The following is a 26,119-nucleotide window of genomic DNA, read 5'->3' as shown; positions in this document are numbered from 1 at the left end:
AATTAAGTGGATCAACCGCCTGCAATGGCACGGAAGACGGTTAAGCGATCGCCCGCTTGTAAGCGGTAATGTTCCCATTCTGTACGGGGTAAAATTTGTTGATTAATGGCAACAGCTAATCCTTGTGGGTTGAGTTGTTGCCGTTGAATAAGTTGTTGTACTGAAAGCGTTTCGTCCAGTTCTTGTAATTCATCATTGAAATAAATATGCATTGGGTATCCTTATTTTGTGGGCGATTGACAAATAGGGCAGTGAGGTTGCGGGCGTAAATATAAGGTTTGCCATGTGAGCTGTTTGCCATCAAATAGGGTTAATTTTCCTGCACTGGAAAGGGGTAAGCCTAACAGATATTTGAGAGCTTCAAGGGCTTGTAAACAGCCTATTGTGCCGACAATCGGGGCGAGAATCCCTGCTGTTTTGCAGGTTAAATGTGGCAGTTCCTGATCAGGGTATAAACAAGCATAACAACCATGTTGGGCATAATTCACCAAGCTAAATAATTGTCCTGAAAACCCGACAGCAGCGCCTGAGATCAGGGGCTTGTTTTGCTTCACACAGGCTTGATTAACTTGATGACGTGTTGACATATTATCCGAACAATCCAACACCACATCTACCTTACTGACCCAATGATGGAGTTGTGCTAAATCTAACTGCCGATGGATCGTAACCAGTTCAACATGGGGATTCACCGCAGATAAACGGGCTTTCGCTACCTGTGTTTTTGCCTGTTTAATGTGATTTGTTTGGTATAAAAATTGACGAGGCAAATTGCTGATATCCACCTCATCGAAATCAGCAAGATAGAGTTTGCCCACCCCTGAGGCGGTTAAATATTGTGCCACGGGTGAACCTAATCCGCCCAAGCCCACGATTAAAACGCAACTTTGTTTGAGACGGGTTTGACCTTCGATACCGCATTCCTCTAACAATAATTGCCTGCTATAACGAAGAAATTCTTGGTCTGATAACACCATGTTTTGTGTCCTTGTTAAAATGGGGGAATGCATTTGCTTGCCTTAAGTAAAATGGTGTGAAAATGCACCGCACTTTTGGGCAAAGCGAGACAAGAATAGGGGCATTTTCCCCTATTCTTTACGCTGACTTTATTGCAAATGCTGCGTTTGATGATAAATTTCACCGCCCTTTTCACGGAATTTTTCTGCCATTTCACGCAATCCAGCCGCTTGCGTTTCGGCTTGGTGTTGAGCCTCTTCTGCCACATTCACCACTTCAATGCTTTCCAAGCTTTTCGCATAATCACGCACTTCTTGGGTGATTTTCATTGAGCAGAATTTTGGTCCACACATTGAACAGAAATGGGCGACTTTGCCTGATTCTTGTGGCAAGGTTTCATCGTGGTAGGCACGTGCGGTTTCAGGATCGAGAGAGAGGTTAAACTGATCTTCCCAACGGAATTCAAAACGGGCTTTTGACATGGCATTATCACGAATTTGTGCCGCTGGGTGTCCTTTGGCTAAATCTGCAGCGTGGGCAGCGATTTTGTAGGTAATTAGCCCTTGTTTAACGTCCTCTTTGTCAGGCAAGCCTAAATGCTCTTTCGGCGTCACATAACACAGCATGGCACAGCCAAACCAGCCGATCATCGCCGCCCCAATGCCTGAGGTGAAATGGTCATAGCCTGGGGCAATATCAGTAGTCAGTGGCCCTAAGGTATAGAAAGGGGCTTCGTGGCAATGTTCAAGTTCTTCGGTCATATTGCGTTGGATCATATGCATCGGAATATGCCCCGGTCCTTCGATCATCACTTGCACATCATATTCCCACGCAATTTTGGTGAGTTCGCCTAAGGTGTAAAGCTCGGAAAATTGTGCTTCATCATTAGCATCTTGAATAGAACCTGGGCGTAAGCCATCGCCTAAAGACAGCGACACATCATAGCTAGCACAAATTTCACAGATTTCACGGAAATGTTCATACAAGAAATTTTCCTGATGATGCGACAAGCACCATTTCGCCATAATGGAACCGCCACGGGAAACAATGCCCGTTAAGCGTTTGGCGGTCATCGGCACATAACGCAACAAGGTGCCCGCGTGAATGGTAAAATAATCCACCCCTTGCTCCGCTTGTTCAATAATGGTGTCTTTGAAAATGTCCCAGTTGAGATTTTCCGCCACGCCATTGACCTTTTCTAAGGCTTGATAAAGTGGCACCGTCCCAATGGGCACAGGGCTGTTGCGAATGATCCATTCCCGTGTTTCGTGGATATTTCGCCCCGTGGACAGATCCATCACTGTATCCGCCCCCCAACGGGTTGCCCACACCAATTTTTCCACTTCTTCTTCAATGGAAGAAGTTACCGCAGAGTTGCCAATATTTGCATTGACTTTCACTAAGAAATTACGCCCGATGATCATCGGTTCTAATTCAGGGTGATTGATATTACAAGGAATAATCGCACGCCCTGCCGCCACTTCTTGTCGCACAAATTCAGGGGTGATTTTATCAGGAATATTTGCACCAAACGCTTGCCCTAAATGTTGTTGCAAAAGCACCGCACTTTTCACTCGCTCACGCCCCATATTTTCACGCAGAGCGATAAATTCCATTTCAGGGGTGATAATGCCTTGTTTGGCATAATGCATTTGTGTTACACGCTTGCCTGCTTTGGCACGTCGCACTTGATGTTTAAGTTGAAAACGCAGCTCGTCCAAAGTACGGTCATTTTGGCGTAAATTCGCATAATCGGAACTCAACGCCGACAATTGTTCCGTATCATCACGTTCAATAATCCAATTTTCACGACAAGCAGGAATGCCTTTGGTGACATCAATCTCTTTTTGCTCATCACCATAGACGCCAGCGGTATCGTAAATCGGAATGGATTCGTTAGGTTCATATTGCGGATTTTTTTTGTCGCCACCCACAAGGGTTGGGCTTAAGTGAATTTCTCGCATCGGCACTTGAATATCCGCCCGAGAACCTTGCAGATAAATGCGAGAAGAATTGGGATGTTGATGTCCTTTTAAATTATGAATAAAGGCTTGTGCCGCTTCACGTTTTTCACGGCGAGTTGTAACTTTTGACATAAGCAAATATACCTTTTATGTAGTGAGAAAGTAAATTGCTTGTTGAAGTGAGGGAGGGGAAATCATCGTATCACAACGGCGGGCTTGCAAAATGCAGGCAACACGCAAAAGTGCGGTCTCATTTTGATGAATTTTACTTGTTCCCTACGCAGGTATTAACCCAACAGGTTCGACGGATCCCAATATGGTCTCAGCTCGAAAGCACTCCGACAAGTGAAAAGGAGTATAAAGGGAAATGGATAAAAAAGCGAAAAGAAAAGGGGATTAAATGAAAAAAATGTGAAGCATTTCACAAAGTCATTGATGTTTTTATGTACAAAACGGAATGAAAAAGTCTGTCAATTTTTCTGTTTTCTGCCGAGAGGATTATCTCGCTGAAGCCTTTTCTGGCTTGGTTTCACCCCTCTTTTTTGTCAAATTTATCAAATTAAAAAAAACTGTTGCACTATCACACCTATTTTTTTATTTTTTGAACTTCATAAAAAATTCCCCTCGTTATTTTTGAATTTTCCATCATACATATCGCAAATTCGATTTTGCAAAGACTTTGCTTATTTTAAGTCATACATTTTAAATAAGTCTCACTATAAATGTGGTTTTTATTATTGATAAATAAGCGATGTTTTTGGGTGTGGTGTTTGATGTGATTGATATTATTTTATATGCTGTTTTTATGCGTTTTTTATTAAAAATAGACATTAAAAAATATAAAACTTTACATTTCTTTAAATCTCACAAAATTATTTTGTTTAAGTGATAATCAATGTGGTTGTTTTATTGTCTTTCTCTTTTTTGTTCTTTTTTATTTTTATTTATATTTTTGATTATTAAGATATTTTTTGTTTTTCCATACTGGAGTGTTAGTCATGAAATAGATGAGGTGATATTTTCCGTTTTCCTTTAAAGTAAAATAAGGTATAAAAAATGAAGCATTTTTGTTCATTTTAGATTTCGATTTTTATCAAAATAAATAGCTAAATGAAAATGAAAAAATAGCGAAAAATTTACATTTTGATGTTTAAGTAAGCACTGTAAAAAATTGTAAATGGCATTGATGAAAACACGGTTTAATAATAAATTTCGAGCCGTTTCAAGGGTTATACAACCCGAACGTGATTAGTCAATTTTTTCTATTGAAATATTTTATCTCGCCATGAAGGGCGTCATAGCAGGCTGCTTGTTATATTGATGTTGTTTTTTTGCATATAACATTTCGGCTATTTAGCTTAAGGAATCTTATTATGAATCAAATCTATAAAGTCATTTGGAGTCATACTCTAAATACCTTCGTCGTTGTTTCTGAACTTGCAAAAGGATATGCAAAATCTTCCTCTAACTCAAATTCACACAACATCAATCTTTCAACCTCAAAGTTTACCCCGATCTTTAAATTAACGGCACTTAGCTTAGTGCTTGGGGCATCTTTATCAGCCAATGCTTATGTGGCGATTGATAATGCTGAAAACGGTTTGGTAAGACAAGGTACTGCCAATGCGACACCTTCTCGTGGAGAAGCAGGTACACACCCATTTGATTATTTCAATCCAGGTAATAAATCATATACGGACAGAAATCAGCCAGGTCCTTATTCTTATAAAAATCAAGAAGTATATGATGATCGCACAGCATTTGGTATTGCCATTGGTAAGCACAGTAATGCCATTAAACCAAATCCAGATCGCTATGGCAGCAAAAATCCAAGTAATTCAAACGGGATCGCTATTGGTGATTACAGTAGAGCAACAGGTGGTTTAGCCATTGCGTTAGGGAGCTTTTCACACGCAACAGATGTCGGTGGCGTGGCGTTAGGGACCTCTGCACGTGCAGATGGCTTTAACTCTCTTTCTGTGATGCGTCAATCTGCGGCTATTGGTGATTATTCTGCGGCGATTGGTTCTGTTGCTTGGGCAAATGGAACAGCAAGCTTAGCGTTAGGGGCATCAGCAACCACGTTTGGTAATCAATCTATTGCCATTGGTAGCGTTTCACCACAAACCTTACCAGCCGATGCGGGCGGTGGTATTCCAACTAAAAAAACAAAATATGATGGTTTAAACCGCACACAAACCAATGGTGATAACTCAATTGCTATGGGTACTGGGGCAAAAACAAATGGTCATAACTCTTTCGCCATTGGTTCTGGTGCAGAAACTGGTGAATTTGTTGTTAGACATGATACTTATTTAAACGAATCTATCACTGAAGCAAACAAAACAAAAAGTGCACAAGGTGCCATTGCATTAGGTGTTAAAGCTAAAGCAAGAGCTAATCAATCAGCTGCCTTTGGTGAAAATGCATTAGCCAATGCAAGCAGTGCCATGGCATTTGGTTCAAATTCTAGTGCAACAGGTGTGGATGCCATTGCCGTTGGGGTACAAGCAAAAGCCTTAAAAGATGATTCAATTGCCTTTGGTTACAATGCGAATGCAAGCTATGTAAAAGCCATTTCTATTGGTTCTAACTCAATTGCGAACAATGAAAACACCACTGCTATTGGTGTGTCTGCCAAAGCAACACATAAAGACAGCGTGGCATTAGGTACCAATTCAATTACTGATCAAGTACATAAAACTGCAAACTATACTGTAAATGGTCACACTCACCACTTTGCGGGTGCGGATCCTATTGGCACCGTCAGTGTGGGTGGCAATGGTAAAGTGCGTACTATCACTAATGTTGGTGCGGGTCGTATTTCAAACACGTCTACCGATGCGATTAATGGTAGCCAATTATATGCTGTTGCCGCAGAAGTTGGTAAAGGCTGGACGTTAACCACAGGTAAAGAAAATGGTGGTGAAGCGACTGGCACATCAAACCAAAATGTGAAATTAGGCAATACAGTTACGGTTAAAGCGGGTAAAAATATCAAGGTTCATCAAGCGGGTTCTACCATCACTGTCGCTACCCAAGAGAATGTCAGTTTTAACCATGTAAACGCAGCCCATTTAAATGTGACAGGCACAGCTAACGTGAAAGATTTGAGAGCCAGTGGCAATACCACGGTTAATCACTTCACTGTGAAACAAGGTGGAAACATCAATATGGGTGGCAACCGTGTGACTAATATCGGTACACCAACTCACGATAGCGATGCAACAACGAAAAAATATGTTGATGATGGTCGAACAGTGGTTAAATCAACAGATAATTCTGTCACGATTAATACAACAACTGTTAATGGTGCGAAGGTTTACGATTTAAAAGTCCGTGTACAAGGTCAAGCTGTACCAGCGGGCGAGTTTAAATATAAAGGTGATAATAATCAGGTGGTATCTACTTCATTATCTACCCCTGTGCATTTTAAAGGCACAGCAGATGAAATTACCACAGAAGCTCAAAATGGTAGTGTCACCTTCAAATTAGCGGAAAAAGCAAAAAAATCTTTAGAGAAAGCAGATTCTGCCGTACAAGACTTTACGGTAGGTTCAGGTAACGGTGCAAATGGCAATAAAATCACTGTAAATAAAAACAATAAACACTTTGATATTGCTGGCACAGCAGATTATGTCACCACAGCGATTACAGGTAATAAATTAACTGTTGGCTTGGGTCAAAAAGCAAAAGAAGCTATTGATGGCGTAACAACACAATCTATTACAGTAACGGGTGGAAATCAGACTGCAACATCGTTCAAAGTAAAAAATGGTGGTGCTGTTAAAGTTATTTCTAAACCAAACGATGCAACAAGCATTATTGAAGTTGGTGCAGATACTGCATTACAAGCGATTACTGTAGGTGTTAATAAAGCTAACTTTGATACAGCGGTGACTAATAATTCTCAAGTACAAGCGAATAAAAATAACATTACTAATTTAACTGCTAAAGTAAATAAAAATACTCGAGAAGTTACTGCTGGTTGGGAATTAGATGTTAATGGTACAAAAGTTAAAGACGTAACCCCAACAGATAGAAAAGTGAATTTCAAAGCAGGTCAGAATATTGAACTTAGCAAAACATCTGATAATGCGATTTTGGTTGCTACTTCTTTAACCCCAACCTTTACAGATGCAACTTTTGGCACCAATGGGGATAAAACCGTTATTAATAAAGATGGAATCACGATTTCTAATGGTAACCAGCAAGTTAGTTTAACCCAAGATGGCTTAAACAATGGTGGTAAGAAAATCACCAATGTTGCACGTGGTGTTCATGATAGTGATGCGGTAACTGTTGCACAGCTCAATGAAATCAAAGCCAAAGCAGGTAACGGCTGGACATTAAAAGTAAATAATCAAAATTCAAGTACTGTCCTTGCTGATAGCCCAGTGAGCTTAAATGATGGTGCAGATAACAATATTAAAGTCGTCAAAAACGCCAATGACAACAATGTGTCATTCACTTTAAATCCATCTGTGACCTTAGGAAAAGTCAGCAACGGTGCTGATGGCGTTGATGGTGCATTAACTGTAAATGGTAAAGGTGGTGCTGCGGTTGCATTAAATGGTGCAGATGGCTCTATTTCATTAACAGGTGTTGCTCAAAACGGTGCTAAACCACAAACTACTGTGAAAGTGGCGAAAGGCCCAGCAGGCGTTGAAGGTGGAAACCAAAAAACACGCTTAACACATACTTCAGAAAATAACCAAGTTGAGTATGTAGCAACCTTAAATGATGGCTTGAAATTTAAAGGTGATGACAACGCTGTCATTAGCAAAAAATTAAATGAGCAGTTAGAACTTGTTGGTGGTGCAGATCACACTAAATTAAGTGATCGTAATATTGGTGTGAAATCCAATAATGGCAAATTAGAAATTAAATTAGCCAAAGAACTTGCCAATTTAACCAGTGCAGAATTTGGTGCGGGTAACGATAGAACCACATTGAATAAAGATGGCATTGTGATCCACCACGCGATTGCTAACAAACAAGTGACTTTATCAGAGAATGGCTTAAATAACGGTGGTAGCCAAATTGTGAATGTCGCAAGTGGTTTAGGTAAAAACAAAGATTTATCTACCATCACTGTTAACGATAAAGAATACACCAATGCAGCGAATATCGGTGATTTAAAAACAGCCATTGATCATGTGACAAATGCCGGTGCGAAAGGTGGTTTTGGTCTTGTTGATGCAGATGGTCAAGAAGTGAAACAAAACCTCGGTACAGCAATTAAAGTACAGGGTAAAGACGGAGTTCGTGCAAAAGTTGTTGATACGGTTAACGGTAAAAAAGCACTTGAGATCGGTTTAAATAGCACGGTTTCAATTGGTAAAAATAACGAGCCAGGTCAATTAACACTGAAAGGTCAAGATGGTGCGAATGCGATTACACTCAATGGCAAAGATGGCTCAATTGGCTTAAAAGGTGAAAATGGCATTAACGCCACAATTAAAGTGGGTAATGGTCCGTCTACCCTTGATGGCAATACAGGTGAAAATCAAACACCACGCATGAGCTATACAAATAAGGGCAAAACAGAATATGTGGCGACCACAAACGATGGCTTGCAATTTGGTGCCAATGCAGGTGCGGTACATAAAGCGAAATTAAACAGCAAAGTAGACATTAAAGGTGCTAACAGTAATCAAGATTGGAATAAGTTTGATCAAGGTACAAACTTAATGACTCAGATCAACGGTTCAACAGTCAATATTGCGTTAGCGAAAGATTTAACTGCTTTAAATAGTGCTACCTTTACAAAACCTGCAAATGCTCAGAATGTCGCAGTGACGACCAAAGTGGAAGGCAATGGCTTAACCATTACACCAGCAGCTGGCAATAACGCTCAAGCTGTGACCTTAACGGATAAAGGTTTGAACAACGGTAATAACCAAATTACCCATGTTGCGAGCGGTTTAATGAAAAATGGTCAAGTGGTTGAGTTAAGTGCGGCTGAAGGAGACACATTAAAAAATGCAGTTAACGTTCAAGATCTGAAAAATGCGATTAACGCATCAGTTGGAAACAGTAGCTGGAACTTGAAAGTTAACAATGGTGAAACGAAAAAAGTTGGTAACAACGAAACTGTTGAGTTTGTAAATGGCGATAATATCGAAATTACAAATACAGATAAGAAAATCAAAGTTTCAACAAAATCAGATCTTAATGTAAATACGTTAACTGCAGGTAAACCAAACAAAAACGGTCAAGATGGTATCGATGGTGCTGTAACTGCACAAGGTAAAGACGGTTCTGCTGTTGCCTTAAATGGTAAAGATGGTTCTATCAGTTTGGCGAGCAAAGGACAAAATGGTAAAGATGCATCTGCTAATATTAAAGTCAAACAAGGTCAACCTGATGTAAATGGTCAGCCAAGTGAGAAGAAAACACGTATTACTTATCAACCAGTGGCTGCAGATGGTCAAAATCAAGGTGAAGCTGAAGAAGTGGCGACCTTAAAAGATGGCTTGAAATTTAAAGGTGATAAAGGTACCGAAGTTGTTAAACAACTTAACCAAACCTTAAGCATCAAAGGTAACGTGGCAGAAACTGCAGAAGTGACCGATAAAAACTTACGTGTTGATGCTGAAGGTGACGGTTTAGTGCTTAAAATGGCGAAGTCATTAAAAGAGTTAAAGGATGCAACCTTTGGTGTTGAGAATAGCGACGATAAGTCAGTAATCAACAAAGATGGTTTAACCATTACTGAAGGTGGCAAAACTGTTAGCTTAACTCAAGACGGCTTAAACAACGGCGGTAACAAAGTTACGAATGTAGCGAGTGGCTTAGATGGTAAAACACTTTCTCAATTAGGTGATAATGCCCCAGAATTAACAAATGGTGCAAATATCAAAGATCTTAAAGCAGCGATCACTGAAGTCACTTCAGCTGGAAACTTAGGTGGCTTTGGCTTAAAAGATGACAAAGGTGTCGAAGTTAAACAAAACTTAGGTAAATCTATCGCAATTAAAGGCGATGGAAGTATTACAACCACTGTTATTGATACAAATGGTGAAAAATCGCTTAAAGTTGGTTTAACTAACCATGTTAGCGTGGGTGATACGACTCAACCTGGTACTATCACCGTGAAAGGCGATGCAAACAAAGATGCGATCGTATTAAACGGTAAAGATGGTTCTATCGGCTTAAATGGTAAAGATGGTGCGAAAGCTGATATTACCGTAGCCAATGGTCCATCAAAACTCGGTGGTGCAGAGAATCAAAATGACACTCCGCGTATTAGCTATACCCCAGAAGGTAGCAATACACCAGAGTTTGTTGCAACCATGAACGATGGCTTAACCTTTGCGGCGAATTCAGGTGAGCACAATGCTAAATTAAATAGCAAAGTGAGCATTAAAGGTCATCAAGATAACGCAGACTGGGCTAAGTTTGATGCGGGTAAAAATATCATGACCCACCTTGAAAATGGCTCAGTGACAGTTGGTTTAGCGAAAGATGTCACTGACTTAAGCAGTGTGACATTCAACCAAGGTCAAAATGGTGCAACACCAACTGCAACAACAAAAGTGGGAACAAATGGTATTACTATCACTCCAAAAGCAAATAACGGTCATGCAGCTGCTGAACCAGTAAGCTTGACAGATAAAGGTTTAAACAACGGTGGTAATAAAGTTGTTAATGTGGCAAGTGGTTTAGACGGTAAAAACTTATCTGAACTTGCTGATGGAGCAACTGAATTAACCAATGCAGCTAACATCGGTGACTTAAAAACAGCAGTTGATAATATTGCTGGTGCAGCTAAAGGTGGCTTTGGTCTAAAAGATCAAAATGGTCAGGAATTTAAACAAGCCCTTGGTGAAACTGCACAAATCAAAGGTGATGGCAGTGTTGTTACGAAAGTAGTTGATACCGCAAATGGTGGCAAAGCATTAGAAGTGAGCTTAAATAAAGATGTCACCATCGGGAATAACAATGAAGCAGGGACTATCAAAGTTAAGGGCGAAAACGGCAAAGATGGTATTAGCTTAAATGGTAAAGACGGTTCCATCGGTCTTAACGGTAAAGATGGTGCCTCAGCCAATATCACCGTTGCCAACGGCAAACCTGATGTAAATGGTGCGGAAGGTGCGAAAAAACAACGTATTACCTATCAACCAGTTGGTGCTAATGGTGCGAAAGTGGGTGAACCAGAAGAAGTGGCAACACTTAACGATGGCTTAAAATTCCAAGGCAATAACGGTGAAACAATTGTTAAGAAACTCAATGAAACCTTAGCGATTAAAGGTAAGTTAGATCAGAATGCTGAAGTTACCGCTCAAAACCTTCGTGTGGATAACGAAAACGGTGAGTTAGTGCTTAAAATGGCGAAATCATTAAAAGATCTTAATGATGTAACCTTAGGTGCAGAAGGTGATAAAGCCGTTATTAACAAAGATGGTATTACCTTTACCAATAATGATCCTGCGAAAACCGTCAGCTTGACAGATACAGGCTTAAACAATGGTGGTAATAAAATCACTCATCTTGCAGCGGGTGAAGTTTCAGCGAATAGCACTGATGCGGTAAACGGTTCACAATTACATGCTGTGAAAGAAGCGGCAAATGCAGGTTGGAACTTATCAGTCAATGACGCTAACCCAACAAATGTGAAACCAACTAATACAGTTGATTTAAGCAATAGCGATAGCAATATTGTGATTGCGAAAACTGAAGAAAATGGTAAGCACAAAGTTGATTTCAAATTGAATGATAACTTAAGCGTTAAAAATGCGGTGATTGTTGGACCAAAAGGTCAAGACGGTCAAGCTGCTGAAGGTGCTGTAATCGTCGGTAAAGATGGTCGCAATGGTAAAGACGGTGCAAATGGCATTGCTTTAGTCGGTAAAGATGGCAAAGATGCCGTTGCTATCAAAGCGAAAGACGGTGTAGGTGCGATTGGCTTAACAGGTGCAGCAGGTAAAGATGGTAAAAATACCTCTGCAGAGCTTTCTATCGCTGAAGGTCAAAAAGGTTTAGACGCGAACGATAGACAAAACGGTGAGAACAAAACACGTATCGTTTACACCAAACCAGATAACACCAAAGAAGAAGTGGCAACACTTAACGATGGTTTAGTGTTTGAAGGTAACGATGGTACCTCAATTAACCGTAAGTTAAACTCAAAATTAAGAATTATTGGTGGTATTACCGATAAAGCTGATTTAGCGACAGACTCAACAAACGTTTCTTCTGCTAATTTAGGTGTTCGTAGCAACGGGGCTGATGGTTTGGAAATCGTCATGAAAGAACGTCCAACCTTCTCAGGTTTAGCCTTGAACGGTAAAGATGGCAAAGATGCAAGCATTGAGTTCAAAGGTGCTAATGGTGAAGCAGGCATGTCAATTGCGGGTAAAAACGGTGCTGATGGAAAACCTTCTTTAGTGATTAAAGGTAAAGATGGTGCTGATGGCGTCACCTTCACAGATGATGGCAGAATTGCTAATGTGGCTGAGGGTAAAGACGGTAAAGATGCGGTGAATGTCACTCAGTTAGATAAAGTGAAAAACGACATCGTGACTAAAGGCTTTGGTATTAAAGCGGAAGATGGCACCATCGTAAATAAAGCATTAGGTGAAGCAGTTGATGTTGTCGGTGATGGAACCAATATCTCAACCAAAGTGGTTGATGGTAAAGTGAAAGTTGAACTTGCTAAAGATGTTAACTTAGGTGCAGATGGCAGCTTAACCACGGGCAAAACTGTTGTGAATAACGACGGAGTGAAAGTGGGCGATACCGTGAAGTTAGCCGACAACGGTTTAACGGTAAACGATAAGATTGCCTTAACCACAGATGGCTTAAAAGTTGGTGATGTTAACATTACAGAAGCAGGCATCAACGCAGGTAACCACAAAATTACCAAAGTGGCTAACGGCGACATTAGTGCAACCAGTACGGATGCGGTAAATGGTAGCCAGTTATTTGCGGAAGTGGCAAAAGCGAAAACTGATGTCGTAGCAGGTGAAAATATGGAAGTGACCTCTGCAACAGGGGCTAACGGTCAAACAGTTTACACCGTTGCTACCAAAAAAGACGTAGCTTTCAATAATGTGAAAGTGGGTGATATCGCCATCCATAAAGATACAGGTATCCACGCAGGCAATAAGAAAGTCACGAATGTTGCAGATGGCGACATTGCAGCAGGCAGTTTAGATGCGGTAAATGGTGGTCAATTATTCACAGAAGTGGCGAAAGCGAAAACAGAAGTGAAAGCTGGCACCAATATTGCTAGCGTTACAGCAGAAACAGGTGATAAAGGTCAAACCATCTACACAGTTAATGCGGAAACCTCAAGCGTGTCTGCAGGTTCTGACAAAGTGACTGTTATTAAAGCTGTGAAAGATGCAAATAACGTGACTGACTACAAAGTGGATCTTGCACAAGCCACTAAAGATGACATCGCCAAAGGTGTTGATGCCAAAGCTCAAGTAGATAAAGGCTTCAGCATTGCAGATGGTTCAGGCAAAGCGAAAAACTACAAGTTAGGCGAAACAGTGACCATCGAAGGAGATAACAATTTAACGACTGAAACCACGGCGAAAGGCGTGAAAGTAAAATTGAATCCAGATGTGAATGTGAACTCGGTTACTGCGAAAACATTCAGAGCAGGTGATGTGGTTGTGTCAGCAGATACAGGTATCAATGCGGGTGGTAAACAAATTACCAATGTTGCAAGTGGTTTAGTGGATAGAAACGGCAAAAAAGTGAATTTACGTCAAGCAACGGGCGATACACTTAATAACGCTGTGAATGTCGGTGACTTGAAAAATGTTGCTGGTGATATCTATAACAACATTGATGCCGTAAATAACCGTGTGAATAAACTTGATAAACGTGTACGTGGTATTGGTGCAAACGCTGCAGCAGCGGCTTCACTTCCACAAGTTTACATCCCAGGTAAATCCATGGTGGCAGCTTCAGCAGGGGGTTATAGCGGTGCATCTGCTATTGCGGTAGGTTACTCTCGTGCAAGCGACAACGGTAAAGTGATCTTAAAACTTACTGGTACTGCGAACAGTGCAGGGCATTACTCTGGTGGTGTGGGTGTTGGTTACCAATGGTAATATTCACCTAGCTTCTCATGAAGCCAGTTAAACGAAAAAGTAGAAGGGAAACCTTCTACTTTTTTTATTGCTGAATGATGTGAACGTCAATCGTAAAACTTTCGAAAAACAGACCGCACTTTTTCAGTGGTGAGAAAGTGCGGTATTTTTTTAGAACATTTCTCTGCTTTGTTAAACGCTTTTTGCTTACATGCTATTTAGGTGCTTTGCTGTTTTTCTTTAGCTCAGGTTGTTTGTTTGTCTCACGATAAGTACTTTGCTGTGCTTGTGCTTTTTTCAATTTAAATTGTGTATAGTGATTTTGATAAGCCTGTTGGTGATATTGTTGGCTTCTTTGATTTTTTAACTGTTGAGCCACTTGTGCCAACTTTTGGTGTAAGTAGGCGATATTTTCAACCAAAAGGACATTTTCTGGTTGTTGTGTCAGTAAATGATCAGACAATTGAAGTGCCTGTTGATAGTGATAATCTGCTAAGGTGTAGTTATGTTGTTGTTTAGCAATATCGCCCAAATGTTCATAAGAAGAGGCGAGATCACGTTTTGCTTGTTGGTTGTCCATACGGGTTAAATACAATTTATAACGAATCATAAAACTCGTTTGATAATGGTGTAATGCTTCTCCATAGGCTTTTTGTGCTAAGGCAACATTACCTAATTTATTGTGTGCAACGCTAAGTAAGCGTTGTAGATATTTATTTTTCGGGGATTGTTTCACTAATTCTTCAAATAATTGAAAAGCCTGTTGATAGTATAAGTTAGCTTGTTTCATTTGTTTTTGGCTAAAGGCGACATTGCCCAATTTTCCATAGGAAATGGCTAAATTACGTTGTGTTTGTCGATTTTTCGGGCTTGCTTGTGCCAGTTGCTGAAAAATATCAAATGCCGCTTGATAATAATCTTCGGCTTCATTGGGTTGTTGTTGCTGGTGGATCACACGGGCGATTTTTTCGTAAGCAACCCCAAGGTTGTATTGCAAGCGTTGATTATGAGGATCTTGCTTGATTTGTTGCTTATCTAAATCAATGGCTTTTTGATAATAATCTACCGCTTCGGGCAGTGAGCCTTGTGCTTGATGAACATCGCCCAAACGCTCATAGGCAACGCTCAGGTTTTGCTGGGCTTTTTGATTTGTCGGATCTTGTTTTGCCCATTGTTGGCTAAGACTAAATGCCAGTTGGTAATAGTCTAATGCTTTCGTGTATTGGTGTTCACGCAGTAAAATTTTACCGAAGTTATGATAAGAAATACTCAATTCCCGCTGATACTTATCTTGCTGGGGAAATTGCTTGAGGAGTGCCTTATCAATATTTAAGGCAGCTTGGTAGTGTTCTTGGGCAAATTGGGTGCGTTGTCGTAAGTAATAAATATCACCGATTTTTTTATAGGCGAGACTGAGATAATGCTGTGTCAATGGATCATTAGGACTGGCATTGACCAATTGTTTACGAATATGAAAAGCCGCTTGATAATGTTTAAGTGCCAGTTTGACATTGTGTTGCATTTCGGCGATGTTGCCGAGTTTTTCATAGGCTAAACTTAAATCAAGTTGTGCTTTCGGGTTATCGGGGGCTTGTTTGGCAAGCTGTTCAAGTTCTTGAAATGCACGTTCATAATACTCACGGGCTTTGTCTAAATCGCCTAAATGCCCTAAATCGCCATGGTATGTACCTTGATTGACATAAGCGGTGGCAATTTGACGCAGATCTTGATGGAGATCGCCGTAGTGTTCTAGCCGTTGTCTAAGTTGTTCAATTTGGGCGTAGATATCAGTTTGTTTATTCGTGGGCACATATTGTTCAAGAACATCCCGCACTTCCACATTTAACAGTCGAATGGTATAGCCAATTTCTTGCAAGAGAATATTGGATTTGTTTAGTTCCGTTTGGTATTTCTGCGTTTGCTGTTCCGCTTCTTGTTTTTTATCAAAGGCGAAGCTGCCGACCATAATGGATAAATAAAGTAAACCAAAAGAGAATGCCAGTCCGATTTTGGTGCGTACTAATGCATTGGCTTTGGCTTGTGCTAAGGCTTGAGCTTTTTTGAGTTCATCCGCATGTTGTTTTTGTTCTTGTTGACGACAAGCTTGCAGATATTGCTGTAATTCCCCTTGAATATAGGCATTAAATTTGCCTTGTTGCAGTCTTTCAGCATCTTGTAATCGGCCTCCCCGTAAACGTAACCATTCAGGATCCCCTTTGGCTTTCATCCAAGCACTGCTTTCCACTTGTAACATTTCTAACAGGGATAAATCCGCCATATCTTCTTTGAGCCAATCGGATAAGACATGCCATTGTCGCAAAATGCTTTCATGAGCCAGTTCAATGGTAATCCCTTGTTTTGCTTGTTGGCTAGGTAAGATCCCGTCTTGAGAGGTTAAGCGAGGGGCGTGATAGTCTTTGGTGAGCAAACGACTTTCCACCAAACAGTCAATTAATGGGCGTACATCTTCAGGAATGGTCTCATAATGTGCCACTTTGCGATGGGGACGATGCGTTTTAATGTCAATACTCGCCAAGGCTGGAATAAAGGCACGGCGTAATAATGCCATGCAAGCCTGTTGATCTTGTGGAATACGGGGATCTTTGCGGGCATTACGCAAGGCTTCTTCAATGGCAATATTCACCGCACCTTGTAATCCCCCTAAGCCTGAATGTTGTTGTGTGGTGTCATCTTGAAAAGTGAGATATTCCTTGAGTTCGATTTTGCCATCATGACCGTAATCTAAATATAAACGCTCTAAGGTAAATGCCAGTAAAGGGAGGGCATCTTTACCGCCATCTTGTTCTAAATCTTTGAGAAGTCGGTCGGTTAATTGCGGATCTATCCATAATGGCTTATGGGTTTTATCAAGTAGTTTGGCAGGGCCTTCAATAATTTGTTGATAAGCCCCTTTGGCGATACGAGGTAAGGAAAAAGGGTATTGATCAAGCCCTTCCAACGGTGTGGCAGCTTGTAATGCGGCATAGGCATCAGTACGAATGGTACAGAGTAGCAAAATATCCAGTTGTTCACTGCGGATAAGGCTTGCGATGAGCTGCAAAAAAGGTTGTGCTTGGGTTTGTTGCTCGATAAAGAGTTCTTCTGCTTGATCAAGGGGAATTACCAATGTGGGTAGCTTGCGATCTTCTGTGTTGTGCTGAAGATGAGCATTTTTCTGTGTTTTCTGACGCAACGGGCTGTGATGGAGGCTTTGCGACACAAAAGGCAGGTCACTGGCGTGAATTAAGGTAGATAAAAAGGTTTCACAAGCACGCAACGCTTGGGGATCAAGTGCCTGTGCGGTTTCATCATACAAGGTATGAATCATCTGATGGATTTGTGTTTTGTGATAGCCCAATTTAAGTTGATCATTGCTTTGCACTAAGGCATCAATTAAGCCTTTTTCGCCACTTAACACGGCATCATGTGGGCGAATAACGGGCAAGAGTGCAAACTGCTGTGGATAGCGTGCCAAACGGGGCAAAATGCCTGCACGGAGGAAAGAGGATTTGCCCGCACCAGAGGCACCTTGAATGACCATAAGGCGAATGCGAGTGGTTTGGCGTAGGCGTTGTAACTCCGCAATAAAGGATTTAATTGCCCCATCACGACCAAATAAAATCCCTGCGTCTTCTTGCTCAAGGGGTTTTAAGCCTTTATAAGGGCTAGGTGGGTAGCGATATTGAGAAAGTGGAGGCCAATGAAAAGAATCAGGATGCAATCCTGCATGGGTGAGTCCACGTTTCAAGCGGTTTAACCCCGTTTCACTAAAGGCAATCTCCACTTGCTCGCCATCGGGCAAGGTGACGGTACGGGTGAGTTGTGGATAACCTGAAGTGAGCTGCCCAATATTCCATTTATCTAAAATGGCATGGGGAATCTGTTGTTGATCAAGGGGAGCAATAAGCAAAGGGAAAAGGGGCTTGTTGCACGCTTCTGCCAATTGATACTCCGCGAGGCAATGTTGGGAATTGAGCCAATGTTCAGACAGTAACAAGATCATGCCTTCACATTCATGAATGGCATGACGTAGTGTTTTACGCCATTGCTCGCCGATTTGGATACCATGTTCAGGATCTAAATCTAAGAAAAGTGACCAGCCTTGTTCACGTAACCAATCTCGTAAACCAAGAGAAAGTGGGTTATCACGGCTAGAATGACTGATAAACAATTGACTCATTGGGATTTTCCTTTCCTTGTGTTGAATACCGTCCTTGTACTCAGGGGGTGAAGTGTCCTATTTTTGTGATATGGGCTTATCCATTGCATTAGGCATGCTAGCTCATACGGGCGGCGGTGGTGAGCCAGTGGGCATGACCAGCGGCACTAATTGATAATAACGTTGCACCATCGGTTGAGAAAGCATAAATGGAATCAAGCGAATAAGGCTTTCATCTTTTTGCTTTTCTTGTGGGCTGAGTTGTTCAAAGGCAACTAAACTGCAATGCAATTGTTGTTTTTCATCACTTTTTTCGGCATATATCCAACCATCGGTAATGCGTTCTTGGTAAAAGCGTTGATGCTCAAGGCGTAAGAGGGCATCAAGCTGTTGTTGAATGGCATGATGCAGTTCAGCGATGTAAAGGCTATCTTGTCCATGATTGTTCGGTTGATAACGTAACGTAAAGCCTAATTCTCGTAACTTAATCAGCAAATGATCCGCCGCACAACGACTAGAATGACGAAATTCTTCTTGTAGGGCTTCTCGCCAGTGGGTTTTGCAAGGCTCGATGCTGTCTAAAAAGGCTTGTGCAAACTGGGTGGCAAAGGTCGTCGATTTCATCGGCGGTAAATGGCTTTGCTGAATGGCTTGGTAAGCCGTATGAATAATCAATGGCAAAATATCATAAACCTGATTTTTGCAGTAATGACGATAGTGATCAATGATCGAAAAATAACACAGGTTACGCGTTTCGCTGTTTTCTAAGGCGGCTTTTTCATTCAACGCCTGATAGTCTTCTAAATGTCGTCCATTTAAACAAGCGGTGATGGCATAAGGGGCTTGAAGTGCGGTTAAAATTTGACGCATTTTATGCACCAATTCTAAGCTCATATAATCATTTTCATGATGAATGTACAAATGATGAAACGCCCCTTTTTCTGCGAGGATATCCGCCACCAGTTTTGGCGAAAGCTGTGGTATATGGCAGGGATAATGTTGCAAATAAATCGGGAAATTGCCTGATCCAAAGAGTTTATTATCTGCCGAATGTGCGGTTAAAATCGGGTTTTCTTGCAGAAATTGCTGGTATTGTGCAGGATCTGGGCTCAATACACTGATATGAACTTGTTTAATATGTAAATAAGCACAATTTCGCATCATGGTTAAGATGAGTTGACGAGTCAGGCTTGTAAACCCTAATAAGCCAATATGTAATTTTTCGCCTACATTCACAGACGCATAAGGCAAAGGTGCCCGTTCTTGTAAAAGGATACGAGCTAATTGGTGTTCGGTATTCATCCATGTGATGTCCCCTTGTTGCAAACGATAACGCTGGAACAATTGTTCTTGGTTTGCCATACGTTGCATTAATTGGCTAGTGAGATTAATAAAGAGGTGAGGCTTTTTCGTGGCTTTTTGTAATAACGGGATCACGGATTTTGCCATGGCTAAATTCACCTCATCTTTTGGGGCAATAAAATAGATATTTTGGGCGGATGCTAAAGGCAGTTTGAGCAAGTGCTGAAACGACAGTTCGGGTAAATGCAACAATTTATAGCCTTTCGTTGGCAGTTGCCCAGGGTAATGAATACCTTGCGGCGAAATATCAATAAATAAGCGTTTGCCAAGGTGAGAGGCAAAAATACTGACTTCCACAATCGCCACATTTGCACCAAAAACCAAGGTATCCGCAGGGAACAAACGCAACGTGAGGTAGGTTAAACGCAAACCAATCGCTTTCAGCACCAGTTTGACAATGGCGGCGAAAGTAAAAAGGGGAAGAGCAAAACGTGCAAGCTCAAGTTGCCAGTTTTCAACATGTTGTTCGCCATTCAGCGTAATGAGCTTAATGGTGTTATATAAGGCATCTGCAAAGGGAAGATGAAGCTGTAAATAGCCGATAATCCCAATAGCAAAAAAGAGGCTAAACAAGAGATATAATAAATAGCGTTTTGGATTTGATTTTGGCGGTAATGGATATATCATTTCTGTCTTATCTCTGTGCGTATTAGTCCATATCTCATAAGAGTGAACGGTTCTGCAATTTATCGAAATAACGTGATTAAACAAGGCGTTAGGCTTTCTGACCACGTGATATTGAATAGCGAAAAAAGGCATTAACACCTAAAGGTGAATGGCAGAAACACACAAGGGTAAGAAAGGGTTGACCTGATAATGTTATGCGTTTGGTTTATCAACAGATAAGCCATTGAATAAGAGAATTGGGGGGAGGGAGTGAGCTTTGAATCAACATTATCGTCCTTTATTGGTTGAAGCAATAGGTCGCACATTTTATGTGGAAAGGGCGGCTATACTGGTCTGATGAGTAAGAAATTCTAGGCTTTTTTTGCTGTAAAGTTAGGCAAATGCCTCTTTTCACACCAGATAGGCAAAAGTGCGGTGAGATTTCAAAAAGTGTTGGCATTGAGTGAAATAAGGTGAAGAAAAATGAAGCAAACCTTTTCTAAGATCATTCATATTGATATGGATTGTTTCTATGCTTCTATTGAAATGCGAGAAAAACCATGGTTGCGAGATAAACCCGTTGCAGTGGGCGGTTCAGCCGAACAACGAGGTGTGTTAGCCACGTGCAATTATTTCGCCAGAACCTTTGGATTACACAGTGCAATGTCAACGGCACAAGCCTTAAAACGTTGTCCTGATTTGGTGTTATTGCCTGTTAATATGCCGTTGTATAAACAGGTTTCTCAGCAAATTCATCAAATTTTTCGCCGTTATACGGAAATGATTGAACCCCTTTCCTTAGATGAAGCCTATTTAGATGTAACAGATTGTCAACAGTGTTCAGGATCAGCCACTTGGATCGCCCAAGCAATTCGACAAGCCATTTTTGATGAATTAAACCTCACTGCTTCAGCAGGTATTGCCCCTTTAAAATTCTTAGCAAAAATTGCTTCCGAGCAAAATAAGCCGAATGGGCAATTTGTTATTCAGCCTGATGAAGTGAGCGATTTTATCGCCGCCTTGCCTTTGGGGAAAATCCCTGGTGTTGGTAAAGTAACACAACAACGTTTAAGTGAAATGGGGCTACACACCTGTGCAGACGTGCAAAAAACGCAGAAAATTCTCTTGTTGGATCGCTTTGGTAAAATGGGGCAGCGAATTTGGGAGTTGAGTCATGGGGTGGATTCACGTCGAGTTCAGCCTCATCGAGTGCGTAAATCCGTTGGGGTGGAAACCACATTGGCACAAAATATTGCACAGCTTTCTTCTGCCAATGAGGTCTTTAAAACGTTGTATGCGGATCTTGTACGACGACTGATACAATGCTCGCCAACTTTTGATATGAATGCCTTGCATAAAATTGGCGTGAAGTTAAAATTTGCCGATTTTCAAGTGACTACATTAGAAAAAAGTGCGGTGCAATTTACGCAAGAAAATTTTTATTGCTTATTGCAGCAAATTTGGCAACGAGCGCAAGGGAGGGAAATTCGTCTAATTGGGTTACATGTCAACTTGCCTGTGGCGAAAAAATCAACATCTCTTAAGCAAATGAATTTATGGTAAAAAATTTTACAAAAACCTATTGAATTTAACAATTTTGTAACCATATACTGCACCAGTTATTTACTCTAACGATTAAGGATTTTTCTATTATGATGCGAATTTTACTTTTTTTAGCCACTAATATGGCTGTGTTGGTTGTTTTCAACATTATTTTAAGTTTAACGGGGATTCACTCACAGGATACCGCAGGCCTATTGATTATGGCGGCGTTATTTGGTTTCTCAGGATCTTTAATTTCCTTGTTTTTATCCAAAAGCATGGCGTTGCGTTCTGTGGGCGGCGAGGTGATTACTCAACCACGTAATGAAGTCGAAAGTTGGCTCGTTAATACCGTTCGTTCACAAGCAGAACGTGCGAATTTACCCATGCCAGAAGTGGCGATTTATCATTCTGACGATGTGAATGCCTTTGCAACTGGGCCGAGCAAAAGCAATTCATTAGTGGCGGTGAGTACAGGCTTATTACGTTCAATGACACGTGATGAAGCGGAAGCCGTATTAGCACACGAAGTTGCACATATCAAAAATGGTGATATGGTGACCATGACCTTATTACAAGGTGTGTTAAATACCTTTGTTATTTTTGTGTCTCGTCTGATTGCCAAAGTGGTATCAAGCGGTCGTGATGGGGAAGAAAGCAGTTCAGGCATCTATTTTATGGTGTCATTCGTGCTTGAAATTTTATTTGGTTTCTTAGCGAGTATCATTGCTATGTGGTTTTCTCGTTACCGTGAGTTCCGTGCCGATGCAGGATCGGCAGAATTAGTGGGTAAACACAAAATGATTGCCGCATTACAACGTTTACAACAGCTTCATGAGCCACAAGAAATGGAAGGGCAATTAGCCGCCTTTGCGATTAATGGTAAACGAGGTGGGCTTGCCGCATTATTTATGAGCCACCCACCACTAGAAAAACGTATTGCCGCATTACAGCAATTAGATACATTTAAATAAATCTGGTCATTTGGGTTAAAAAGAGGCAAAATCTTGCCTCTTTTTTGTTTTAAAAGTGCGGTCGTTTTTTAGAAAATTTTGTATTTGGAGTGTGTATGGAACATCAACTTGATGATTTAATTCAGATTTTTAATCAATGTTTTGAGCAAGATTATAATACGATCTTAGTCAAAGGGGGCGATGAGCCGCTTTATGTGCCTGCAAATGCGGATTGTCCTCATAATGTCATTTATTTCGCACGAGGTTTTTACAGCAGTGGATTACATGAAATTGCTCATTGGTTAGTCGCAGGCAAAGCACGCCGACAATTAGAAGATTTTGGTTATTGGTATGAACCTGACGGACGCACAGAAGAACAACAACGCTTGTTTGAAAAGGTGGAAGTGAAACCTCAGGCGATTGAATGGATTTTATCCACTGCGGCAGGTTTTCGTTATTTTGCCAGTGCGGATAATTTAAATGGCAACCCCGGGGATACACAACCCTTTAAACAAGCGGTTTATGAACAAGTCAAAGTGTATGCGGAAAAAGGCTTACCTCAACGAGCAGAAAAGTTACGCAAAGCGTTATGTGCCTTTTATGGTACGCCAGATGGCATTGATTTAACTCAATTTGATGTCAGTCGAATTTAAATAAGTGAAAGGTTATGTTGGCATTAGAAATTAAACAATTAACAAAAGCCTATAAAAATGGTGTAAAAGCCCTGCACGGGATTGATTTGAGCGTGGAAGAGGGGGATTTTTATGCTTTATTAGGGCACAACGGGGCAGGGAAATCCACCACAATTGGGATCGTCAGTTCCTTAGTGAATAAAACCAGCGGTGAAGTGAAAGTCTTTGGGTACGATTTGGATCAGCAAGTGAGCGAAGTCAAACAACGGATCGGATTGGTGCCACAGGAATTTAATTTTCATCAGTTTGAACGTGTGATAGATATTTTAGTCAATCAAGCGGGATATTATGGTATTCCCCGCAAAGAGGCGTTGCAACGTGCTGAAATATGGTTGAAAAAACTGGATCTTTGGGAAAAACGAACACAGCAAGCCATCCGTTTATCGGGCGGCATGAAACGTCGTTTAATGATTGCTCGAGCCTTAATGCATCACCCAAAATTATTGATTTTAGATGAACCGACGGCGGGGGTGGATATTGAATTACGCCGCACGATGTGGCATTTTTTACGTGAGTTAAATGAGCAAGGCACCACCATTATTTTAACCACCCATTACTTAGAAGAAGCGGAAATGTTGTGTCGCCATATTGGGATCATTCAAGAAGGACGTTTGGTGGTGAATATGCCAATGAAAACATTATTGGCTCAATTAGAAACGGAAACCTTTATCTTGGATATTGATTCCCCTCAACACCCCCCTGTTTTGGTGGACTACAAGATTGTGTCGCTACAAGACAATCAAATGGAAGTGGAAATTCAGCGTGAACAAGGTTTAAATGATCTCTTTTCACAATTAACGGCACAAGGCATTAAAGTGTTGAGTATGCGAAATAAGGCAAATCGTTTAGAAGAATTATTTGTCAGCATGGCATTAAATAAACCGTTACATCAACAAGAGGGAGAGACACCATGAAGTTAGCTGTTGTGGCTTTTCAAACGATTTTAACCAAAGAAATTCGCCGTTTTACACGCATTTGGTTACAAACCTTAGTGCCTCCTGTGATTACCATGACCTTGTATTTTGTGATCTTTGGGCAATTGATTGGTAGCCGCATTGGTGAAATGGCAGGGTTTAGCTATATGCAATTTATTGTCCCAGGCTTAATTATGATGTCAGCCTTAACCAATTCCTTTGCCAATGTGGCTTCCTCTTTTTACAGTACGAAATTTGCCAAAAATGTCGAAGAATTATTGATTTCACCCACTTCTCCTCATGTGATCATTTTAGGTTATGTGGTGGGCGGCATGGCAAGAGGCTTGTGTGTCGGCATATTGGTTACAGCAGTGGCGTTATGTTTTGTGTCTTTTGAGGTGCATGCTTGGTGGGTGATTGTGTTGACTTTGTTACTCACCACGGCGACTTTTTCTCTTGGTGGCTTAATCAATGCCGTGTTTGCCCGTTCCTTTGATGACATTAGCATTATTCCGACCTTTGTCTTAACCCCGTTAACCTATTTAGGTGGCGTGTTTTATTCCATTTCCTTGTTGCCTGAATTTTGGCAAAGTGTGTCAAAACTGAATCCCATTGTGTATATGGTTAATGGTTTTCGCTATGGTTTTTTAGGGGTATCAGATGTCAGTTTAGCCATGTCGTTTTCAGTTTTGGTTGGGTTTATTATGGTGTTGTATGCACTGGCTTATGGATTGATTCAACGTGGCATTGGGCTACGTAGTTAACACTTTTGTTAAAACATTTTGAAAATAGACCGCACTTTTGCAGAACATTCCAGCATCTTGCAATCAGCGATGGCGTTCATCAAAATAACTGGTTGCAAAAAATGAGAATCTCTGCTATTTGTAATTCCGAAATGAGAAGCACCGCTTACAGGCAAACCGACAAATTAATAATAAGGAAAATAATATGATGAAAAAGTATCTCAAGCTTTCAATGGCCGCTGCATTGATGTTCTCATCAAGTGCCGTGTTGGCCGCCGATAAAATTGTGACCATTGGAACAGGTGGTCAAACGGGGGTTTACTACGTTGTGGGGCAATCTGTTTGTCAATTAGTGAACCGTCATTCTGCAAAAACAGGGGTGAAATGTAACGCACCTTCAACAGGCGGTTCGGTGGCAAACTTAAACGCCATTGCCAGCAATCAAATTGAATTAGGTATTGCACAATCAGACTGGCAATATCATGCTTACAATGGCTCAAGCTCTTTTGAGGGCAAAAAAAATGAGAAATTAAGAGCGGTATTTTCTATTCATCCAGAACCTTTCACCTTAATGGCACGCACCGATGCCAATATTCAAGGCTTTGATGATCTTAAAGGAAAACGTGTGAATGTGGGCGATCCTGGTTCAGGTACAAGAGCCACAATGAACGTGATTCTTGCGGCAAAAGGTTGGGATACTTCAGCGTTTAAAGTCGCTTCAGAATTAAAACCTGCGGAAATGGCATCGGTCATGTGTGATAACAATTTAGATGCGATTACCTATAACGTGGGACATCCAAATGGTGCATTAAAAGAAGCCGCAGCCTCTTGTGATACACATTTAGTGCCAATTACAGGCCCTGAAATTGATAAATTGGTTGCCGATCATTCTTACTATGCAAAAGCCACAATTCCTGGTGGATTATATAAAGGCAGTGATAAGCCAACGGATACCTTTGGGGTTTATGCCACATTAGTGAGTTCTTCCGATGTTGATGCTGACAGTGTCTATGCGATCGTGAAGGCAGTTTTTGATAACTTTGATCGTTTCAAACGTTTACATCCTGCATTTTCTCATTTAAAAGAAGAAGATATGATTAAAAATGCACTTTCCGCACCATTACACGAGGGTGCGGTGCGTTACTATAAAGAAAGAGGGTGGTTATAGTTTTT

General features: G+C 41.0%; 11 protein-coding genes, 1 pseudogene and 1 riboswitch. Of the genes and pseudogenes, 7 read left to right on the top strand and 5 right to left on the bottom strand.

What is annotated here, in order from left to right; all coding sequences use genetic code 11:
* Window positions 1-11 precede the first annotated feature (11 nt).
* From thiS to thiC, 3 genes and pseudogenes are all read right to left on the bottom strand, one after another.
* Complete coding sequence (thiS, locus tag ACPEEM_RS05085) at window positions 12-212, bottom strand: sulfur carrier protein ThiS (RefSeq protein ID WP_424402875.1); 201 nt, start codon at window positions 210-212, stop codon at window positions 12-14.
* Between the two features lie 9 nt (window positions 213-221).
* Window positions 222-977, bottom strand: coding sequence for a HesA/MoeB/ThiF family protein (locus ACPEEM_RS05080; RefSeq protein ID WP_424408000.1), 756 nt, complete (start codon window positions 975-977; stop codon window positions 222-224).
* A 234-nt stretch (window positions 978-1,211) separates the two neighbouring features.
* Window positions 1,212-3,053, bottom strand: a pseudogene (gene thiC, locus ACPEEM_RS05075) (phosphomethylpyrimidine synthase ThiC); the annotation flags it as partial.
* Window positions 3,054-3,177: 124 nt separating this feature from the next.
* Window positions 3,178-3,272, bottom strand: a riboswitch (TPP riboswitch).
* A gap of 1,022 nt (window positions 3,273-4,294) precedes the next feature.
* On the opposite strand from thiC, the gene ACPEEM_RS05070 reads away from it, so the two are divergent.
* On the top strand, window positions 4,295-13,996 hold the full coding sequence (locus tag ACPEEM_RS05070; protein WP_424407998.1) for a YadA-like family protein: 9,702 nt from the start codon (window positions 4,295-4,297) through the stop codon (window positions 13,994-13,996).
* Between the two features lie 193 nt (window positions 13,997-14,189).
* Here ACPEEM_RS05070 and ACPEEM_RS05065 read toward each other — a convergent pair whose 3' ends face one another.
* Together ACPEEM_RS05065 and ACPEEM_RS05060 are read right to left on the bottom strand one after the other, a co-directional pair.
* Window positions 14,190-18,155 carry a tetratricopeptide repeat protein gene (locus ACPEEM_RS05065; protein ID WP_424407996.1) on the bottom strand — a complete coding sequence of 1,322 codons (3,966 nt, stop codon included), beginning with the start codon at window positions 18,153-18,155 and terminating at the stop codon, window positions 14,190-14,192.
* Window positions 18,156-18,257: 102 nt separating this feature from the next.
* Window positions 18,258-20,123: a RyR domain-containing protein gene (locus tag ACPEEM_RS05060; RefSeq protein WP_424405693.1), complete on the bottom strand. Its 1,866-nt coding sequence runs from the start codon at window positions 20,121-20,123 to the stop codon at window positions 18,258-18,260.
* Between the two features lie 462 nt (window positions 20,124-20,585).
* On the opposite strand from ACPEEM_RS05060, the gene dinB reads away from it, so the two are divergent.
* From dinB to ACPEEM_RS05030, 6 genes are all read left to right on the top strand, one after another.
* Complete coding sequence (dinB, locus tag ACPEEM_RS05055; RefSeq protein ID WP_424402885.1) at window positions 20,586-21,665, top strand: DNA polymerase IV; 1,080 nt, start codon at window positions 20,586-20,588, stop codon at window positions 21,663-21,665.
* 89 nt (window positions 21,666-21,754) lie between these two features.
* Entirely contained in the window at window positions 21,755-22,618 is an 864-nt protein-coding gene (htpX, locus tag ACPEEM_RS05050) for a protease HtpX (protein ID WP_424402887.1), read from the top strand.
* A gap of 95 nt (window positions 22,619-22,713) precedes the next feature.
* Window positions 22,714-23,250, top strand: coding sequence for an elongation factor P hydroxylase (locus ACPEEM_RS05045; RefSeq protein ID WP_424402889.1), 537 nt, complete (start codon window positions 22,714-22,716; stop codon window positions 23,248-23,250).
* 14 nt (window positions 23,251-23,264) lie between these two features.
* Window positions 23,265-24,203 (top strand): ABC transporter ATP-binding protein, encoded by a 939-nt coding sequence (locus ACPEEM_RS05040; protein ID WP_424402891.1) that lies wholly within the window; start codon window positions 23,265-23,267, stop codon window positions 24,201-24,203.
* Window positions 24,200-24,967, top strand: coding sequence for an ABC transporter permease (locus ACPEEM_RS05035; protein WP_424405695.1), 768 nt, complete (start codon window positions 24,200-24,202; stop codon window positions 24,965-24,967). The genes ACPEEM_RS05040 and ACPEEM_RS05035 overlap by 4 nt, the downstream gene beginning before the upstream one ends.
* Window positions 24,968-25,154: 187 nt before the next feature.
* On the top strand, window positions 25,155-26,114 hold the full coding sequence (locus ACPEEM_RS05030) for a TAXI family TRAP transporter solute-binding subunit (RefSeq protein ID WP_424403984.1): 960 nt from the start codon (window positions 25,155-25,157) through the stop codon (window positions 26,112-26,114).
* Window positions 26,115-26,119: the final 5 nt, after the last annotated feature.

Source organism: Pasteurella pantherarum, assembly GCF_049670885.1.
GTDB lineage: Bacteria > Pseudomonadota > Gammaproteobacteria > Enterobacterales > Pasteurellaceae > Pasteurella.
The sequence above is the reverse complement of the archived record's forward strand: the minus strand, read 5'-3'. Positions and strand labels throughout refer to the sequence as shown.